Annotated in this window: 22 protein-coding genes; 9 read left to right on the forward strand and 13 right to left on the reverse strand. The window is 58.9% G+C overall.

The features are described from left to right. Nucleotides 1–47: 47 nt before the first annotated feature. The 5 genes from MKS85_RS06890 to MKS85_RS06910 form a co-directional block, all read right to left on the reverse strand. Nucleotides 48–674 (reverse strand): response regulator transcription factor, encoded by a 627-nt coding sequence (locus MKS85_RS06890; RefSeq protein WP_047226381.1) that lies wholly within the window; start codon nucleotides 672–674, stop codon nucleotides 48–50. Nucleotides 675–1,052: 378 nt separating this feature from the next. Further along, nucleotides 1,053–2,381: a deoxyguanosinetriphosphate triphosphohydrolase gene (locus MKS85_RS06895; protein ID WP_047226382.1), complete on the reverse strand. Its 1,329-nt coding sequence runs from the start codon at nucleotides 2,379–2,381 to the stop codon at nucleotides 1,053–1,055. An 84-nt stretch (nucleotides 2,382–2,465) separates the two neighbouring features. Continuing rightward, nucleotides 2,466–2,801, reverse strand: a complete 336-nt coding sequence (locus MKS85_RS06900; protein WP_047226383.1) for a hypothetical protein — start codon at nucleotides 2,799–2,801, stop codon at nucleotides 2,466–2,468. Next, a complete protein-coding gene (locus tag MKS85_RS06905; protein WP_047226384.1) occupies nucleotides 2,798–3,187 on the reverse strand; it encodes a phage holin family protein in 390 nt (129 codons plus the stop codon). Before MKS85_RS06905 ends, MKS85_RS06900 begins: the two co-directional genes overlap by 4 nt. A gap of 2 nt (nucleotides 3,188–3,189) precedes the next feature. Further along, complete coding sequence (locus MKS85_RS06910; RefSeq protein ID WP_047226385.1) at nucleotides 3,190–3,504, reverse strand: YqjD family protein; 315 nt, start codon at nucleotides 3,502–3,504, stop codon at nucleotides 3,190–3,192. A gap of 337 nt (nucleotides 3,505–3,841) precedes the next feature. Between MKS85_RS06910 and MKS85_RS06915 the strand changes: the two genes are divergently transcribed. Then, on the forward strand, nucleotides 3,842–5,050 hold the full coding sequence (locus MKS85_RS06915; protein ID WP_047226386.1) for an ammonium transporter: 1,209 nt from the start codon (nucleotides 3,842–3,844) through the stop codon (nucleotides 5,048–5,050). A gap of 2 nt (nucleotides 5,051–5,052) precedes the next feature. On the opposite strand, the gene MKS85_RS06920 is transcribed toward MKS85_RS06915, so the two are convergent. Then, the gene (locus tag MKS85_RS06920) at nucleotides 5,053–6,765 is read right to left on the reverse strand and encodes a monovalent cation:proton antiporter-2 (CPA2) family protein (RefSeq protein ID WP_047226387.1); all 1,713 of its coding nucleotides are present in this window, start codon (nucleotides 6,763–6,765) and stop codon (nucleotides 5,053–5,055) included. A 191-nt stretch (nucleotides 6,766–6,956) separates the two neighbouring features. On the opposite strand from MKS85_RS06920, the gene MKS85_RS06925 reads away from it, so the two are divergent. From MKS85_RS06925 to MKS85_RS06935, 3 genes are all read left to right on the forward strand, one after another. Continuing rightward, complete coding sequence (locus tag MKS85_RS06925; protein ID WP_047226388.1) at nucleotides 6,957–7,196, forward strand: glutaredoxin family protein; 240 nt, start codon at nucleotides 6,957–6,959, stop codon at nucleotides 7,194–7,196. 92 nt (nucleotides 7,197–7,288) lie between these two features. Beyond that, nucleotides 7,289–7,609 (forward strand): transcriptional regulator, encoded by a 321-nt coding sequence (locus tag MKS85_RS06930; RefSeq protein WP_047226389.1) that lies wholly within the window; start codon nucleotides 7,289–7,291, stop codon nucleotides 7,607–7,609. 70 nt (nucleotides 7,610–7,679) lie between these two features. Then, entirely contained in the window at nucleotides 7,680–8,570 is an 891-nt protein-coding gene (locus tag MKS85_RS06935) for a pseudouridine synthase (RefSeq protein WP_188251190.1), read from the forward strand. A 78-nt stretch (nucleotides 8,571–8,648) separates the two neighbouring features. Here MKS85_RS06935 and MKS85_RS06940 read toward each other — a convergent pair whose 3' ends face one another. Together MKS85_RS06940 and mobA are read right to left on the reverse strand one after the other, a co-directional pair. Next, nucleotides 8,649–8,870, reverse strand: coding sequence for a YgdI/YgdR family lipoprotein (locus MKS85_RS06940; protein WP_047226391.1), 222 nt, complete (start codon nucleotides 8,868–8,870; stop codon nucleotides 8,649–8,651). Between the two features lie 76 nt (nucleotides 8,871–8,946). Continuing rightward, on the reverse strand, nucleotides 8,947–9,549 hold the full coding sequence (gene mobA, locus MKS85_RS06945) for a molybdenum cofactor guanylyltransferase MobA (protein WP_188251191.1): 603 nt from the start codon (nucleotides 9,547–9,549) through the stop codon (nucleotides 8,947–8,949). 78 nt (nucleotides 9,550–9,627) lie between these two features. Here mobA and moaB point away from each other — a divergent pair, with 78 nt between their 5' ends. Then, on the forward strand, nucleotides 9,628–10,167 hold the full coding sequence (moaB, locus tag MKS85_RS06950) for a molybdenum cofactor biosynthesis protein B (protein ID WP_047226393.1): 540 nt from the start codon (nucleotides 9,628–9,630) through the stop codon (nucleotides 10,165–10,167). A 22-nt stretch (nucleotides 10,168–10,189) separates the two neighbouring features. Continuing rightward, nucleotides 10,190–11,377 carry a gephyrin-like molybdotransferase Glp gene (gene glp, locus MKS85_RS06955; protein WP_188251221.1) on the forward strand — a complete coding sequence of 396 codons (1,188 nt, stop codon included), beginning with the start codon at nucleotides 10,190–10,192 and terminating at the stop codon, nucleotides 11,375–11,377. A 62-nt stretch (nucleotides 11,378–11,439) separates the two neighbouring features. Here the strand turns inward: glp and MKS85_RS06960 are convergent, their stop codons facing one another. After that, complete coding sequence (locus tag MKS85_RS06960; RefSeq protein WP_223194406.1) at nucleotides 11,440–11,748, reverse strand: hypothetical protein; 309 nt, start codon at nucleotides 11,746–11,748, stop codon at nucleotides 11,440–11,442. A gap of 342 nt (nucleotides 11,749–12,090) precedes the next feature. Here MKS85_RS06960 and yegS point away from each other — a divergent pair, with 342 nt between their 5' ends. Beyond that, a complete protein-coding gene (yegS, locus tag MKS85_RS06965; RefSeq protein ID WP_047226396.1) occupies nucleotides 12,091–13,008 on the forward strand; it encodes a lipid kinase YegS in 918 nt (305 codons plus the stop codon). Here the strand turns inward: yegS and MKS85_RS06970 are convergent. The 3 genes from MKS85_RS06970 to MKS85_RS06980 form a co-directional block, all read right to left on the reverse strand. Continuing rightward, nucleotides 12,992–13,651: a response regulator transcription factor gene (locus MKS85_RS06970; RefSeq protein WP_047226397.1), complete on the reverse strand. Its 660-nt coding sequence runs from the start codon at nucleotides 13,649–13,651 to the stop codon at nucleotides 12,992–12,994. The genes yegS and MKS85_RS06970 overlap by 17 nt on opposite strands. Further along, nucleotides 13,648–14,541 carry a sensor histidine kinase gene (locus MKS85_RS06975; protein WP_310662800.1) on the reverse strand — a complete coding sequence of 298 codons (894 nt, stop codon included), beginning with the start codon at nucleotides 14,539–14,541 and terminating at the stop codon, nucleotides 13,648–13,650. The genes MKS85_RS06970 and MKS85_RS06975 overlap by 4 nt, the downstream gene beginning before the upstream one ends. Before the next feature lie 233 nt (nucleotides 14,542–14,774). Next, entirely contained in the window at nucleotides 14,775–15,245 is a 471-nt protein-coding gene (locus tag MKS85_RS06980) for a hypothetical protein (protein WP_047226399.1), read from the reverse strand. Between the two features lie 480 nt (nucleotides 15,246–15,725). Between MKS85_RS06980 and MKS85_RS06985 the strand changes: the two genes are divergently transcribed. Together MKS85_RS06985 and MKS85_RS06990 are read left to right on the forward strand one after the other, a co-directional pair. Continuing rightward, nucleotides 15,726–16,649 carry a chemotaxis protein CheV gene (locus MKS85_RS06985; protein ID WP_076385689.1) on the forward strand — a complete coding sequence of 308 codons (924 nt, stop codon included), beginning with the start codon at nucleotides 15,726–15,728 and terminating at the stop codon, nucleotides 16,647–16,649. 71 nt (nucleotides 16,650–16,720) lie between these two features. Beyond that, on the forward strand, nucleotides 16,721–17,530 hold the full coding sequence (locus MKS85_RS06990) for an MOSC domain-containing protein (protein ID WP_310662773.1): 810 nt from the start codon (nucleotides 16,721–16,723) through the stop codon (nucleotides 17,528–17,530). A gap of 126 nt (nucleotides 17,531–17,656) precedes the next feature. On the opposite strand, the gene MKS85_RS06995 is transcribed toward MKS85_RS06990, so the two are convergent. Further along, nucleotides 17,657–17,941 carry a pyrimidine/purine nucleoside phosphorylase gene (locus tag MKS85_RS06995; RefSeq protein ID WP_047226402.1) on the reverse strand — a complete coding sequence of 95 codons (285 nt, stop codon included), beginning with the start codon at nucleotides 17,939–17,941 and terminating at the stop codon, nucleotides 17,657–17,659. Nucleotides 17,942–17,950 lie beyond the last annotated feature (9 nt).

Below are 17,950 nucleotides of genomic sequence, written 5' to 3' on the forward strand. Positions count from 1 at the left end.
TAATAGCAGGAGGCATCTACTTATGCATTTGAGCATCCGGTCTTTTCTCACACCAGCGCGTTGCGCTTCGCCATTTCAATCAGTTCTACCAGGGACTTGACCTTGAGTTTTTGCATCAATCTTTTTTTGTAAGTGCTGACGGTCTTATTACTTAGAAACATACCTTTGGCTATTTCCTTATTGGTGCGGCCCTGAGCAAAAAGTTGCAGCACCATCAACTCTCGGTCATTGACGCTCTTGAACAGATCCAGCTCTATGCTGCGAGGATCATCCTGGCGGACCGGGTTCAGTGCCTGGCTGGGGAAATAGTTATAACCGGACAAAACGGCCTTGATTGCGCTGACCAGCTCGCTGAGGTCTTCCTGTTTACAAACGTATCCAGAGGCACCGGATTGCATGCACCGGATACCGAAAAGCGTTGGGGACTGAGCGGTGAGCACCAATGTTTTAAGGGGCGTGGTCATGGCGTTGAACCGTGAGAGAATTTCCAGCCCGTCAAGCCTGGGGATGCTGATGTCCAGAATGACCAGGTCCGGCATGCATTCGCGCACCATTTGCATCGCATCCACACCGTTGTCAGTTTCCCCTACGACTTTATAGCCCTCATGCTCCAGGAGCATGCGAACGGCGAGGCGGATGACCGGGTGGTCGTCGACAATGAAAACGGAGTTCATGAATAAAGTCCCTACGAGCTTAATAAAGCGCGCACCTTAGCCCAGTTAATGCCGGGGTCGTATGAGGAGACAGGCATACATATTCAATTTCAGAAGTTTCCTACAAAAAAAGAGGCGGGGTACTACGATGTGATTGGGTTTTTAGTAGGTGAATGAACTAGGAAGGGGGATTATTGCCCGTTTTGAAGGGGAGATTTCTTTCGGTATGTTGTTTATACAAACAAATAGAGCAAGGGTTTTATTCAGTATTAAATGGCAGGTCACCGACTTTTCAGAAACGAGTACGACGCTTCATTGCCGTTTACCCCGCCCCGTAGGGCGGGCCTGCCAAACCTCAATGACTGTGCCTTCGCATTCAGGCTTGCCGCCGACGCCCTCTCATTGGCGAGTACGGCCCGTCATCTCCTGAGCCATTTCGCTGGCGTAGCTGTCGGTCATCCCGGCGATAAAATCGATCATCCGCAAGAATGCACCATGCAACGAACCGTTCGGATCGGGCGCGTTGTTACCCAGCAGGTCGAGAATTCGCCGATTCTTGAACGAAGGCGTGCGACCGCCATGTTGCTCCAGGGCGGCGCCGCAAAATCCGTTGAGCAGGATTTCCAGCGTGGTGTAGGCGCCGATCTCATGCAGGGTCTTGCGCTTGTCTTGGAAGATTTTCTTGCGCGCCATGTCCTTGGCATTCAATACGCAACGTTTGGCTGGGCCATGCATGTGTTCCACCAGGTCCCCTGGCAGCGTACCGGCCAGCAACGCTTGCTGCTGCTCGACGAAAGCCCTGGCTGCGGCGTTGGTCAGATGTTCGATGGCCTTGCCCCGCAGGATCGCCAGTTTGCGTCTTCGCGAGTCCAGTGGTCCAAGTTGACGGTAAGTGTCCGGGAGATCGTCGCCCACCAGGTCCAGAAGCAGCGACTCCACTTGCGGGTATTCCAGCAGCTCCATTTCCACGCCGTCTTCCAGGTCGATCAGCGCGTAGCAGATGTCATCGGCGGCTTCCATCAGGTAAACGAGCGGATGCCGTGCCCAGCGCTGGTCTTCGAGCTGAGGCAGGCCGAGCTTGTGGGCGATCTGTTCCAGCAACGGCAGTTCGCTCTGGTAGCAACCGAACTTGTGCTTCTTGTAGCCCAGGGAGTCCGCGTGACGGGCGGTCCAGGGGTATTTGAGGTAAGTACCGAGGGTGGCATAGGTCAACCGCGTACCACCGTCGAACTGGTGATATTCAAGCTGGGTGAGCACCCGGAACCCCTGGGCGTTGCCTTCGAAATTGAGAAAGTCGTTGCGCTCGGCCTCGGTCATGGCGTCGAGCCAACCGCGGCCGGCGGCCTGCTGGAACCAATAGCGGATGGCGTCTTCACCGGAATGACCGAATGGCGGGTTGCCGATGTCATGGGCCAGGCAGGCCGATTGCACCACCATGCCCAGGTCACTTGGCTCGCACCATTCAGGCAGGGCGCTGCGGATGGTTTCTCCCACGCGCATGCCCAGGGAGCGTCCGACGCAACTGACTTCCAGCGAATGGGTCAGGCGTGTGTGGATGTGGTCGTTGCTGGAGACCGGATGCACTTGGGTCTTGCGTCCGAGGCGCCGGAACGCGCCGGAAAAAATGATGCGGTCATGGTCTTTGTGGAACGGGCTGCGGCCCAACTCTTCCGGGCTGTGCAGCGTTTTTCCGAGGCGCTCGCGAGTCAGCAGGGTGTGCCAATCCAAGGCTGGTTGCTCCGTTTGATAAGGTCGATGTCCTAGCTTCGCGGTTCGCGGGGCACCTCGCAAGGCCTATAGGCTATTGCTACGTCAGGGTTTGCGCACACTTTTGGCCAGCTTGATGAGCGGCAGCAGGGTCGTTGCCAGCCGGATCAGTCCCGTCAGGCTGCTGGTACGGCCGCTGCGGGTCCGTTTGCCGGTGAGAAAACCGAGCAAGGACACCGCCGCCACGCCCCAGAGCGGCGCGTGCTTGATGCCGAAGCCCTCGTGCCAACTCTGTGTGAAACCGCGCACCCGCTGCAGAGGTTGCAACAGTTGACGGGTTTCCTGGCGGATTTCCTGTCGGTGCATTTCCATGCGCAGACGTACCAGCGCCTTGCGCATTTCCTGGCGTGTCCGGGCTTGAGGAATATCAGGCAGGCTCATGGCAACAGGCGCTCCCGGTCGTTGGCCAATTCTTCCAAAGTGGCATGGAAAGGGGAGGACTCGTCATAAATCGCTGCTTTGAGTCGCAGGCCGCAGAACAGGGCGGCCAGCAGATAAAACAGACACAGGCCAATAATCCCCGCCAGACGATAGGTATCCCATACCAGGATCAGTACCAGCGCCGACAGCCCCACCAGCAGCAACAACGCAAATACCAGCGCCAGCCCGGCGAACAACAACAGGCTGACTGTGCGTGCTTTCTGTTCCTGCAATTCGATGCCGAACAATTCGACATGACTGTGCAGCAAGCCAAGGAACGCGGCGCCCAGGCGGCGTGCTGTAGGTTGTGTGCCCGCTTCGGACGAGCCGGATTCGTCAATGCCCATCATTAGCGCCGTGTCGCCAGCAGGCCGATCAGAAAGCCCACGCCCGCGGCGATGCCGACGGATTGCCAAGGATTGGCCTGTACGTATTCCTCGGTGGCGATCACCGCCGCCTGGCCGCGCTCACGCACCGAGTCTTCGGTCAACTTCAGGGTCTCGCGGGCGCGCAGAAGGGTTTCATGGATCTGACTGCGCAGCTCATCGGCCTGGTCGCCAGCCAGTGTTGCGGTGTGATCCAACAGCCGTTCGGTGTCGCTGACCAGCGTCTGAAAATCTTCCATCAGGATTTCTTGAGCAGTCTTTGCCTGGGTTCTGGCCATGGGGGAATCTCCGTAAGTGACGTCTGAAGCGTTCGAGTATGAGCCATACCGGAAGGTTCAGTGAAACTGACTGGTACAACTTTTGCTCAGGGTTTTGCCATGTACTGGTGCGTCCCCCTGCGCCTGTGCGCTGAAGCTGGGCGTCAGCCCGCAAAACCTTAACCCAGAAAAACAAAATCCGCGAAGCACTCCAAGCGCAACACCGCATTGTCGATTTTTTGTGCACTCATTCGGTTCATCGGTTTTTCGGTAGTCAGATGAGATGTCTCGACTTGGTGCGTCGTCTGGGTGGGCGAACCGGTTTGGTGCTTTTTTCAACTTTTCAGGTCTGCCAACCATGGAAAACATGCAAAGCGCTGTGGACACTCTGGTCCACAGCTCCAACACGCTGTTCATTTTGCTCGGTGCGGTCATGGTTCTGGCGATGCACGCCGGTTTCGCGTTCCTTGAAGTGGGAACTGTCCGACAGAAGAACCAGGTCAATGCACTGTCGAAAATTCTCAGTGATTTCGCCGTCTCCACCCTGGCCTATTTCTTCGTGGGCTACTGGGTTTCCTACGGCGTGACCTTCCTGCAACCTGCTGCGGCGCTCAACGTCGATCATGGTTACAGCCTGGTGAAGTTTTTCTTCCTGTTGACGTTCGCCGCCGCGATCCCGGCGATCATTTCCGGCGGTATTGCCGAGCGTGCCCGATTTGCCCCTCAGTTGTGTGCCACGGTGTTGATCGTCGCGTTTGTGTATCCATTCTTCGAAGGCGTGGTCTGGAATGGCAATTTCGGCCTGCAGGCCTGGTTGCAAGCCCAGTTCGGCGCTGGCTTCCATGATTTTGCCGGTTCGGTGGTCGTGCATGCCATGGGCGGATGGCTGGCGCTGGCGGCCGTGCTCTTGCTGGGGCCGCGTAACGGCCGTTACCGCGACGGTCGCCTGGTGGCGTTCGCGCCATCGAGTATTCCTTTCCTGGCCTTGGGTTCGTGGATTCTGATTGTCGGCTGGTTCGGCTTCAACGTGATGAGCGCCCAGACGCTGCCGGCGGTGAGCGGGTTGGTGGCGATCAATTCATTGATGGCCATGGTCGGCGGGACCGTGGCGGCGTTGGTCGTCGGACGCAATGACCCCGGCTTTCTGCACAACGGTCCGTTGGCCGGGCTGGTAGCGGTCTGTGCCGGTTCGGACCTGATGCACCCGATCGGCGCACTCGTGACCGGAGCTATCGCCGGTGCCTTGTTTGTCTGGTTTTTCACCGCGGCCCAGGGCAAGTGGAAGATCGACGATGTGCTCGGTGTCTGGCCGCTCCACGGGTTGTGTGGTGTCTGGGGCGGCATTGCTTGCGGCATCTTCGGTCAGAGCGCTCTGGGCGGCCTGGGCGGGGTCAGTTTGATCAGCCAACTGATCGGCACCACGCTGGGCGTTGTCGTTGCCCTGTGCGGCGGGTTCGCGGTCTATGGTGCGATCAAGGCTGTGGTGGGACTGCGGCTGACTCAGGAGCAGGAGTATTACGGCGCCGACCTTTCGATCCACAAGATCGGCGCGGTCAGTCAGGACTGATCCTAAGGCTCTTTGTCCTGATTCCCAGGATAAAAACCGTGTAGCAAGCGATAGCGGTCGTGGCGGACCTGATCCACATGCTGCTGGACCTGCTGGTTCGGCAGCCCAAGCATGATCAGGGCGTGGGAGGCCAGCATCAGGCTTGACTCCAGCAGCTCCGGGACCACTTCGCTGGCCCCGGCAGCCTGCAACTCCGCCAATTGGCTGTCATCGCGGGTGCGCACCAGAATCGGCACCTGGGGATTGAGCCGGCGGGCTTCCTTGAGCACGCTGATGGCGATGTCGGTTTTGTCCACGGCGATCACCAGCAGCTTGGCGCGACTCAGTCCGACGGCGGCCAGCAGGTCGCCCCGGCGTGAATCTCCATAGTGCACGCAGCTTTCCCCGACGCTGGCCTCCTGAATGATGACCGGATCGTCGTCCAGGGCCACGAACGCCTGGTGTTCCCTGCGTAGAAACCTGCCGATTGACTGGCCGACGCGACCATACCCGCAAATGACTACATGACCCGACAAATCGGCGTTGAGTGCGCTTATCTGGTCCAGCTGTGCCTCTTCGTTGGGTTTGCGGTGCAGGCGGGCAGCAATGCGCGGCGCGGCACGCAACAGCAGTGGCGTCAGCAGCATCGAGCAGAAGGTCGCTGCCAGCAGCAGGCCGCTGATGTCGGCGGGCATGAGGCGGTTCTGCTGCATCAGTGCCATCAGGGCAAAACAGAATTCGCCGCCCTGGGCCAGGGCCAGGCCACTGCGCCAGGAGGTTTCGCCGTCGTCCCCTTGCCATTTCACCAGCACTGCGACCACGCAGCCTTTGATAAGCATCAATCCCAGGGTCAACCCGAGGATCAGCAAGCCGTCCTCCACAAACAACTGCAGATCGATCAGCATGCCGATGCTGACGAAAAACAGCCCCAACAGAATGTCGCGGAACGGCCGTATGTCTGCCTCGATCTGATGTCGGTAATGGCTTTCCCCCAACAACATGCCTGCCAGAAACGCCCCAAGCGCCGGTGACAGACCCAGCAGATGGGTCAGCCAAGCCGTCAGCAATACGATCACCAGGGCCAGCAGCACGAACAGCTCAGCGGACCGGGATTCGGCCACTTCATGGAACAGCCGCGGCAGCAGTAGACGACTGGCCAGCAGTAAACCGCCGAACAGCACCAGGGTCTTGCCCAGGGTCAGGGGCAACGCCCAGTACCATGGTTGCTCGCTGCTGCCGGCGAACACGGGGACGAGGGTCAACAGCAACACCGCGACGACATCCTGAAACAGCAGCACACCGATTGCGTTCTGGCCATGGCTGCTGAATATTTCCCCCAGGCTGGTCAGCTCCTTGCTGACAATAGCGGTGGAGGACAAGGCCAGCCCGGCGCCGAGCAGCATGGCCGCGACAGGCGGGGCGCCGAAGAGCAGCAGCAGACTGCCCAGCAGTATCCCTGAGCACAGCACCTGCAGGCTGCCAAGGCCGAACACGACCCTGCGCAGTTCGATCATCTTCGCCAGGGAGAACTCCAGCCCCAGCGAGAACAACAGGAAAACCACCCCGAGCTCGGCCAGGTCTGGCAGTTCCTCGCTGTCGTTCACCCAGTCCAGGGCGGTGGGGCCGACCGCCAGACCGACACAGAGATAACCCAGTACCGGCGGCAGGCGCAGTCGCCTGAACAGGGCGATGACCACCAGGGACGAGGCAAGAATGATCAGCAGATTGGCAAACAAGGGGTACTCCGTTTCAAGGTTTGCGCCACACAGCGTAGAAGGAAAATAAGCGCCGGGCATTGCCGGAAAAGTATTGGCGCTCAATGATTTGCACAGCGTTTTACCGAAGCACTGTCAGATTTTCTACCCGGCTCGACGGTTTTGCAGGGTGGGCCTAGAATGACCGTCTCTCTTTAGTGGGTCTACCTGCCATGCCTCCTGAATGCCAGTTGTTCGGCACCCTGGGTTGTCATCTTTGTGAAGTTGCCGAAGGTGTATTGATGTCTTTCGTCGAGCATGGATTGTTGGTGGAGCTGGTGGATATCGCCGAGAGCGAGGTTTTGTCCGAACGTTATGGGCTACGAATCCCGGTCCTGCGCCGGATCGATACGGGCGCGGAACTGGATTGGCCTTTTGACGATGCTGATCAGGTGGCCGCTTTCCTGAGTTGAAGCCTGCCATACGTCGCGTCCGGGCACTGCCATTGGCGAAAATCCCCTTCTTCGGTTACTGTATGCCCATACAGTTATCTGGAGTGCGTCCCTTGGTCAATGTCGAACAACTGAAGAACAGCGTGAACAGGATGTCCGTGGACGTTGTGCGCGAGGCGGTCCAGGAGTTGCGCCTGGACGGGCTGGTAACCGAAGGCAAGACGCCCTTCAACAAACTGCATTTCAACACCTGCTTCGCCGAGATCGAAGCATTGTTCCAGCGTGCCGGCTACCACAAGCAACTGGATGTGGTGGGTTACCAGGGCCTGTTGTATGCATTGTACGATCCGGGTCGCTGGGAGGCGGTGGAGGTGCTGCGCTGGCTGAAAGAGTTCACTGAAGCGGCAGCAAAGACGACGTCGATCCCGGCGTGAAGCAATCATTGCTGGGCTGACATGCGCGGCTGGCGGATAATGCCGCCCTGCCAAAAGATTAGAGTTTTCAATGTCCCGGTCATCATTTTGCGCCGCTCACCATCAGGCCAGTACCTTGTATCTTCCGCCCGGCTCCTGGCAGACGGTGCTGGAGTGCCTGTGCGAGCATTTCAGCACCATCAGTCGCGAGCAGTGGCTGGACCGCATCACCCGGGGGCGGGTATTGGACGGCGAGGGCAGGGCCATTGCTGCCGACCTGCCGTACCGGGAAGGCCTGCGCATCCACTACTTTCGTGAGGTGCCTGACGAGAAGCCGATCCCGGTCGTGGAATCGATTCTGTATGCCGACGAACATCTGGTGGTAGCAGACAAGCCGCATTTTCTGCCTGTCACTCCAGCGGGCGAGTATGTCGAGCAGACCCTGTTGCGACGTCTGATCCGACGTCTGGACAATCCCCATCTGGTGCCCTTGCACCGTATCGACCGGCATACGGCGGGGCTGGTGCTGTTTTCAGCCAACCCGCAGACCCGTTCGGCTTATCAGTCGCTGTTTCCAACGCGCAAAATCGAGAAACGCTACCAGGCCATAGCCCCTGCGTTACCTCAGATGACCTTCCCTCGGGTGCATAAGAGCCGAATGATCAATGGCGAGCCGTTCTTCCGGATGCAGGAAGGGCCGGGCGAGCCCAATACCGAAACGGCCATCGAAGTCCTGGAAAAGAACGGCGAGTTGTGGCGCTACGGTCTGTCTCCGGTCACGGGCAAGAAGCACCAGTTGCGAGTGCATATGAATGTCCTCGGGGCGGCTATCTGTAACGACCCGTTCTACCCGAACGTGCTGCGGGACGTGGAGGACGATTACGCCAACCCGCTCAAGTTGCTGGCCCAGGGGTTGAGTTTTATCGATCCTGTCACCGGCCAGGAACGTGTTTTTCAAAGCGATATCAGCTTGCAGTGGTAATCGGGCTGACTTTCGAACAGGCATCAAAAAGCCCGCAAGTATCGCGGGCTTTTCTGTATCTGGCTGTGGCGTTGGAGGTTACAGGTCTTTAACGGTACGAACCTGATCCTTGTTCACGCGAGTCTCTTTACCGTCCAGTTGCTCGAATTCGTAGAAGCCGGTGTCTTCATCGTACTCGGGGGTGTCGACGGCCTGGATTTCGCGACCGTCATTCAAGGTAATCACTGTTGGCGATGCGCACCCGGCGAGAGTGGCGAGGCCCAGTGCGAGCATGAAAGTGGCGAGGGTCCGTTGAGTCATGGTGTTTCTCCGAAATAGGATTCTTCAAGTTACTGACCTTCAGACGTATACATTGCGCGCAAGTTCCTGGCTAGTGTCAATCTGACACACCTTTGTGGCCGCTGAGCAGTTCCGGCGTGTTCAGATTTGCCAGGCGAATATCGTTGGCAGGGCATTGCAGTGCAGTCGCATGCAGCGCCCGCATGATGCGTCCCGGGCTGCGTTCGCCTTCGCTCCAGGCCTGTTCGAAAGCCGGGGCCAGCGCCACAGGAATGACGCACAGCAGCGGTTCCCAATGTTCACCATGACGTACCATCAGTGGTTTGTCGGGATGCTGGCTCGCCTCGCTGAGCATGCTGTCGAGCAGGCTGGAGTCGATCTGCGGCACATCACACGGCAGCACCAGCAGAGAAGGGTATCGTGCCACCTTGAGGCCTGCCCGGATGCCTGCCAACGGACCGGGGAAGCCCCCTTCATCGTCATGCACCAATTGATCGGCATACAGCGCATAGCGTTCCGGATTGCGGTTGCAGGAGATAATCAGGTCGTCGCTCAGTGCGCGCGTCCGTCGATGCAGATGGGCGATCAACGGTTCGCCCTGCCACTGCAACAGGCCTTTGTCCTGCCCACCCATGCGTTGTCCGCGCCCCCCCGCCAGTAGCAGGATGGAGCATGATGGCGAGGAAGTGTTCGAGGTCATGGTGCATCTCCGCACGGGCGAAAAAATGAAGCGCTGTGATATAACACCGGGCTGTTTCCTCTACAACTGGACGAGCCTATGAAAGCCAAGGCTGATGTACCTTTCGTGCCGCTCAATATCGCGGTGCTGACAGTCAGTGATACCCGCACCCTTGAAACCGATACGTCGGGGCAGGTCTTTGTCGATCGGCTCACGGCGGCCGGTCACAACCTGGCGGCGCGGGTTCTGCTCAAAGATGATTTGTACAAGATCCGCGCGCAAGTCGCGAACTGGATCGCCGAGGACGTCGTGCAAGTGGTGCTGATTACTGGCGGCACCGGTTTCACGGGACGCGACAGCACACCGGAAGCCGTCGCGTGCCTGCTGGACAAACAGGTCGACGGCTTCGGTGAACTGTTTCGCCAAATATCGGTGGCGGACATCGGCACTTCCACCGTCCAGTCTCGGGCGCTGGCAGGTCTGGCCAATGGCACGCTGGTTTGTTGCCTGCCTGGCTCAACCAACGCGGTGCGTACTGGCTGGGACGGGATACTGGCCGAGCAACTGGATGCGCGGCATCGTCCGTGTAACTTCGTGGCCCATCTGAAACAGGCAGCGCCTTGTGAATCCCGTGGGTAAACCGGGCAAGGCCGGTGCCTTGATGGCCGTGGAGGTGGCGTTGGAGCGTTTGCTCGAGATGGCGGCGGCTACGCCGATTGTCCAGCGTGAACGTTTGCCTTTGGCCGCGGCGCAAGGCCGGGTGCTTGCAGAAGATCTGGTATCGACCCTTGATTTGCCGCCATGGCCCAACAGCGCCATGGACGGCTACGCGTTGCGGCTGGCTGACTGCACAGGTGAGCCGCTGGTGGTCAGTCAGCGAATTTTCGCCGGCCAGGCCCCGGAGCCGCTGGCTGCAGGAACCTGTGCACGGATCTTCACCGGAGCGCCTGTCCCTGCCGGCGCTGACTGCGTCGAGATGCAGGAAAACGCCGTGGTTGAAGATGACCTGCGCATACGCTTTACCGAGCCGATGGTGAGCGGGCAAAACATCCGCCCGCAGGGGCAGGAGACAACTGTCGGAGAAACGGTTCTTTCCTGCGGTACTCGCCTGGGGCCGATTGAACTGGGGCTGGCGGCGTCTCTTGGCTGCGCGTCGCTGGAGGTGGTGCGCAAGGTGCGTGTTGCAGTGCTCTCCACCGGTGACGAACTGGTAGAGCCAGGTCAGGCGCTGGGCCCTGGTCAGATCTATAACAGCAATCGCGTACTGCTCTGTGGCTGGTTGCAGCAGCTGGGTTGTGAGGTGGTCGACGCAGGTATTCTGCCCGACGACTTGCCCGCCACCCGCCAGCGTCTGGGGCAGTTGTCGGATGTCGATCTGATCCTGTCCACTGGCGGCGTATCGGTGGGGGAGGCTGACTTCCTGGGGACCGCCTTGCGCGAAGAGGGTGAACTCGCGCTCTGGAAGCTTGCCATCAAGCCTGGGAAACCGCTGACGTTCGGGCATTTTCGTGGTGTGCCTGTGATCGGCCTGCCCGGAAACCCTGCCTCGACCTTGGTGACGTTCGCATTGTTAGCCCGGCCTTACTTGTTACGCCGCCAGGGTGTTCAGGCGGTAACGCCGCTCAAGTTCAAGGTACCGGCTGGCTTCGACTGGCCGAAGGCAGGCGGTCGACGAGAATACTTGCGAGGTCGCCTCGAGAACGGTCGGGCGATCATCTACCGCAATCAAAGCTCCGGTGTGCTGCGCAGCGCGGCCTGGGCTGAAGGACTGGTTGAGGTGCTTGAGGGGCGAACCCTGGTCGAAGGCGACGAAGTGGGTTTTATTCCCTTGAGCGAGGTCCTGGGCTAACGCTGCGGCAGTGGGAGCATTCGGCCCGAGTCGAGTGCTCGGGCTTTTCATGCCTGTCGGCTTTATCGCGAGAGCAGCATGACCAGTTGATCGAATCGACTGTTCGCAATCCAGCCCAGCAGGCCAAAGACCACCGCTGCTGCGCCTGCCGAATAGGCGAGTCTGTGGCGGATGACTTTCACATCGGTTCGGATTTCATCCATGTCTTTACGGATGTATTTAAGGTGGGTTTCCAGTTCAACGACGCGCGGTTCCAAATCAATTCCTCCTGCGGGATTACTGCAACTTTTGCATTCGTTTTGAACGTTGGCCTGTTCGCTTCCAAATGATGCGAGCTGCCGGGGCGACAGCTTGTATTTATGGTTATGCATGGGGTGTTTCATCCCCTTGGCCATAACTGTTCGAACCACTGTTCCGGCCCCTGCGGGCCGTGATGTATCCATCCATGGGTTAAGACATCCTTGTGTAATGAGCATTTAAACGATCCAGCACAACAGAGCACCAAAGTGTCTCAATACCGTTGACGGGTCAATTGAGCTGATTCGCCAGTTCTTGTAAGAAAATTCTTCGAGTCGAGAAGTGGACGGCGAGGCTGTCCGCCGGTTTTCCCCATGGGCGCGCGGCGCAGTCTTTTATTTAATTTGAATCGGTCCGGGCTTTTTCGGCCGTGTGAGTGGTCCCATTCTCTGAACCTTCCCATGACGGAGATAACAATGAGCAAAGGCAAGGCGCTGTTGATTTTGCATGGCAAGCAAGCGCTCAACGATGAGGTTCGCGCCGCAGTGATGCTCAAGCGCAAGCAGGGCTGGGACCTTGCGGTCCGAGTGACGTGGGAGGCCGGCGATGCCCGACGCTGTGTCGATGAGGCGCTGGATGCCGGTTACACGACGCTGATCGCCGGCGGTGGGGACGGGACCTTGCGTGATATCGCCGAGGCGATCGTGCGTAAATCGAGTGAGGTCAGCCTGGTATTGCTGCCGCTGGGTACGGCCAATGACTTTGCCCGTGCCGCCGGTATCCCGCTGGAGCCGGAGCAGGCCCTGGATCTGCTGGATGTCACGCCCCAGGCTATCGATTTGGGCGAAGTGGGCGGTCAGATCTTCCTGAATATGGCCACGGGCGGTTTTGGCAGCCAAGTGACGGCGAACACCTCCGAGGACTTGAAAAAGGTCTTGGGTGGCGCCGCCTATTTGTTCACCGGTTTATCACGTTTCAGTGAGCTGAGTGCGGCCTACGGTGAGCTGCAGGGCCCGGATTTCCACTGGCAGGGCGATTTGCTGGCGCTGGGCATCGGCAATGGCCGGCAGGCCGGAGGGGGGCATGTACTGTGCCCTGAGGCGCTGGTCGATGATGGATTGCTGGACATCAGTGTCCTGCCGGCGCCTCAGGAAGTGGTCAGCACCCTGAAGGATTTGCTGGCCGGTGGCCTGGGGATCGACAACATGTTCGTGCGCGCACGCCTGCCATGGGTGGAAATCAAGGTCGCTCAAGGCCTGGATATCAATCTTGATGGCGAACCGTTGCAGGTCGACAGTTTGCGTTTCACTGTGCAGGCCAAAGCGCTGCGTGTTCACCTGCCCGCCGATTCGCCTTTGCTGAGTACCTCGGTGGCGCTTAATCGTCCAGGCTGATGATCTGCTCGCGCACGGCGAACAGCACCAGCCCGGCCACATCATGGATCTGCAGGCGTTTCATGATCTGCGCCCGATGGGTTTCTATGGTCTTGATGCTCAAGCTCAGGCCGTTGGCGATTTCCCGGGTGGACTTGCCACGCACGATCAGCCGCAGGATCTCCAACTGGCGGGCGGTCAGATTATGAGCTTGGCCAGGATCGGGTTGCGGTTTCTGGGTACGAGTCAGTGCCTGGTTGATCACGGTGTGGGCAATGGCAGGGCTCAGGTAGCGTTCGTTGTTGCGCAGCGCTTCCAGCGCGTGTTCCAGCTCGGTGGCGGTGGTGTCCTTGAGCAGATAGCCATGGGCTCCGGATTCCAGCGCCTGCATGATTAACGCCGGATCGGTGTGCATCGACAGAATCAGCACTTTGCTCTGGGGACGCACGCGCTTGAGCTGTTGCAGCGCGTCCAGGCCGCAGGTGTCTTTCATGGAGATATCCAGCAAGACGATATCTGGAACCAGCCGTTCAACCAGTTCCAGCAATTGCGTCCCGTCACTGGCTTCGCCGATCACGGCATATCCGGGCAGATCCATGACCAGGGCGCGCACACCGGCCCTGATCAGCGAGTGGTCATCTATCAGAAGCAAATTACAAATCAATGGAGAACCTTATTCTTGCTGGCCCGTTCCAGGGCGCGAGGTGTCCAGGGAAAGCTTGCCTCAATATGGGTACCTTTGCCGGCCTCGCTGATGACCTTCAAGGTGCCGCCCAGTTGTTCAACCCGCTCCGACATGCCGGCCATGCCGCGTTGTCCTTCGTGAGCGGGGTGGGAGGCCGGGACGAATCCCTTGCCATCGTCACTGATCAACAGGGTCAGGCCTTCGGGCAAGCGTTGCAGGCGCACCAGCAGGTTTTTCGCCTGGGCATGGCGCAAAATATTGGTCACGGCTTCCTGGGTGATTCGAAACGCGGCGACCGTCATTTCCTCAGGGATGCCGGTCATGCGTTGTTGGCAGTCCAGGCTCCATTTCAGCGGCGTATTAGCCAGCGTCTTGAGCAGGTGCGCGCGCAGGCTGGCTTCAAGTCCCAGGCTGGTCAGTTGTCTTGGGTTGAGAATGGCTGATACGTCGCGAACCTTATTGAGCGTTTCGTCCAGCGTCTCGCAGAGGATCCTGCACTGGCCGTGCAGTTCTTCCGGAATACGGCGCTTGAGCCATTCGCTTTGCAGTTTGGCTGCGGTCAGCAACTGGCCGATATCGTCGTGCAATTCACGGCTGAGCCGGTGACGCTCGTTTTCCTGGACCTCAAGCAACCGATCGGCCAATTCCTGGGGCTGGAACTTGATGGATTTGTGTGACAGGCGATGCTGGATCCAGACACAGGTCATGGCTGCGCTATTGAGCGCCAGCAAACTCAACGGGACGGTCGAGGCGAACAGATAGGCCAGCAGGCTGCCAAGGGTCGAGCAGATGCACAACAACAGCGTGAAACGGCGGGCATTTTCTCGGGAGGGTGGCCAGGTGATGATTGACTTGAGGCTGGCGTACATGACGGATGGAGCCAATGAATGTTCGCTGCGGGCAGGCTGGTCAGCGTATCTGACAGGCCGGGACGGATAAACGTTTCAGGTCGAAGATGGCCTCAGTTGGCGGCTTAATGCCACTATCTTGAAGCCTCTGACGCGGGAGATAGTACCACTTCATATTTCGTTGGTCGCGTTCAGCATGGTGGCGTGAAAGTGCCAAGTGTCAGCCGCATCGGGTCGAACCGCACTCATCGGCCTCAGGCCTGCTTTTGTGAGTAGGGCACCAAACCCAGGGGGCGCGAAGCAGGCAATGTCTGGCCAGGACTCTGGCCTACCTGGAAGGCAAAGGCTTCGATCAACGAGGTCTGTTCGCTGCTGTCCAGGCTGAGCTGGCCGGTGGTGTGATCGACCAGTTCCAGTTGCCAGGCCATCAGGGTGAAGCAATCCTTCAGCGCGCCCAGCGCCTGCTCATGCAATTCAACGTGACTCTGCGCGTTGCTGAGCAAGCCATGGATATGCAGCGAAAATTCTGAAATGGCTTCCAGCGCCAGGGCGTCGGCCTTGTTTGCCAGCTTCAGCAAGGTGCTGAGCATGCAATCAATGGCGTCCCTGTCGTCGTTGATCAGCTGCAGATGGGTCAGGCATTCCTCTGACTTGGCCAAAAGCGTTTCGGCCTCGATCAGAAATTCGGGAAGGCGCTGATTCCAGTTTTTACGATCGTTCGGCATGCTTATCTCCACAACATCATGTCAGACGCAAGAAAATCGCGTGTGGCGAACGGCTGGACTTCTCGGCCGGCAACTGACGAAGACCCGCAGGCACTCTTTCGCCCGTAGACAAAGGCATGCGCGCAAACGATTGCACTGGCGGGATCGGCCAAATGGCTGGAAGTCCGGTGTCCTGCGGTCGCGCACAAAGGCCTGACTCCGTTCAGCAATGAGAATGGCGTCACATTAATGGCTATTGGATAGCGGGAATATCAGGTTGGACCTGATTGTCCCTAGGGGAAACCCCTAGGCGGGGGAACTTTGTGCGCAAACTGAGGTCGCGCAGCGGCAGAGCTGGGGGATGAAATCCGTGAAGCAAGTAAAGCATGATGCTAATGTGACATCAATGCCCTGCGCGAGATTTTATACAGGGGTCAAGATCCCGTCTGCACGGCCGATATCTCCTTCATGGATTCATCCGAACAAGCCCAGGAGTCATAGATGGCCGGCATTCTCGACACAGTAGATCAACGAACCCAACTGGTGGGTGAGAATCGCCTGGAAATTCTCATGTTTCGCCTGGCAGGGCGGCAGTTGTTCGCCATTAACGTGTTCAAGGTCCAGGAAGTGCTGCAGTTGCCGAAGCTGACGTTGATGCCGCAGCGCCATCCGTTTGTGTGCGGTGTAGTCAATTTGAGGGGCCAGACCTTGCCGGTGATCGACCTGTCCCAGGCCATCGGTATGCGTCCGCTGGTGCCGGGAGCTAACAGCACCATTATCGTCACTGAATACAACCGTTCGGTTCAGGCGTTCCTGGTGGGCGGCGTGGACCGCATCGTCAATATGAACTGGGAAGCCATCTTGCCGCCCCCGACCAGCGCCGGGCGTGAGCACTACCTGACGGCGATCAGCAAGGTTGACGACCAGTTGGTGGAAATCATCGACGTGGAAAAAGTCCTGGCCGAAATCGTGCCTTACAACGCCAAGGTTTCCCGGGACAAGCTCGAAGATCCGGTACTGGAGCGCGCCCGCGGACGCGAAGTGCTGCTGGTGGACGACTCCAATGTCGCGCTCTCTCAACTGCGCGATACGCTGGGTCAGTTGGGTGTGAAGATGCACGTTGCCAGCGACGGTTTGAAAGCCCTGAACATGCTCAAGGCCTGGGCCGATACTGGCGAAGTGATGACCGACAAATTACTGATGATTTTCACCGACGCGGAAATGCCGGAAATGGACGGCTATCGCCTGACTACCGAGATCCGCAACGACCCGCGTTTGCGCGGGCTCTACGTGGTGCTGCACACCTCGCTGTCCGGCAGCTTCAACGATTCGATGGTCAAGAAGGTCGGCTGCGACAACTTCCTCTCCAAATTCCAGCCGGACAAGCTGGTTGATGTGGTGCGCCAGCGACTGATGCTCGACTGAGGCTGATCATGGTTTGCTTCAATGGCCGGCTCGTATAAGGTGGCGTTTTTTCGTCACCGGGGAAGTCGACTATGTTGCGGCTGAGCGCGCTGTATCGTTATCCGTTGAAGTCCGGCAAGGGCCAGCTCCTGCAAGGCATAGGCCTGGACAAGCTGGGCCTGGACGGTGACCGGCGCTGGATGCTGGTGGACGAGGGCACCGGGCGTTTCCTGACCCAGCGGGCGGTGCCCCAGATGAGCCAGCTCTCGGCATTGTGGAATGAGGCCGGCGGTCTGACGCTCAGTGCGCCAGGTTTTGCCACCCTGGATGTGCCCCTGCCACCTGTTGACGAAGAGCAACGGCGCGGTGTGATCATCTGGCGCGACACCTTGCGCGTACCGGATGCCGGTGACGAGGCGGCGGCCTGGGTCAGCGAGTTCATCGGCAAGCCCACCCGGCTGGTTCACGTTCCGGTGGAAATGGCGCGCACCACCGCCGCCGGTTACGGCAAGGATGACGACAAGGTGGCGTTCGCGGACGGTTTCCCCTTGCTGCTGATCGGCCAGGCCTCTTTGCAGGACGTGTCCGATCGGGTCGGCCGCCCTTTGGAGATGCTGCGCTTTCGTCCCAACCTGGTTATCGAGGGCAGTGAGGCATTTGCCGAGGATGGCTGGAAGCGCATTCGTATCGGCGATGTGGAGTTCCGGCTGGTCAAGCCCTGCTCACGCTGCATCATGACCACGGTCGACCCGCAAACCGGCGAACGCGACCCTGACCGCGAACCCTTCGCCACGCTGCAGCAGTATCGTTCGACACCGGACGGTGCGATGTTCGGCCAGAACCTGGTCAATGACAGCAATGGTTGGCTTGAAGTGGGTATGCCGGTTGAAGTGCTCGAATAAACACCGCTTTTGAAAAAACAATGCCCGTGTCCACTGGACACGGGCATTTTTCATTACCCGATACCACGCCGGGGCTTTTGTGGCGAGGGGATTTAGCGAAACGTCGCACCGCCCCTCGCCACAGGCTTAGCCGCGGTATTCACACAGGTAGGCGGTGTCGACGGCGACCTTGAGCTGGAACTTGCTATTGGCCGGTACATTGAACTGGCTGCCGGCCTCGAAGGTTTCCCAGTCGGTGCTGTCGGGCAGTTTCACGGTCAGGGCGCCGGAGACGACGTGCATGATTTCCCGCTGGGCCGTGCCGAATTCGTATTCGCCCGCAGCCATGACGCCGATGGTCGCAGGGCCTTCGGCAGTGCCGAAAGCGATCGACTTGACGGTGCCGTCGAAGTACTCGTTGACTTTAAACATGGGCGATTC

The sequence above is a fragment of the Pseudomonas sp. JL2 genome (assembly GCF_031570495.1).
Taxonomy (GTDB): Bacteria; Pseudomonadota; Gammaproteobacteria; order Pseudomonadales; family Pseudomonadaceae; genus Aquipseudomonas; species Aquipseudomonas rhizophila.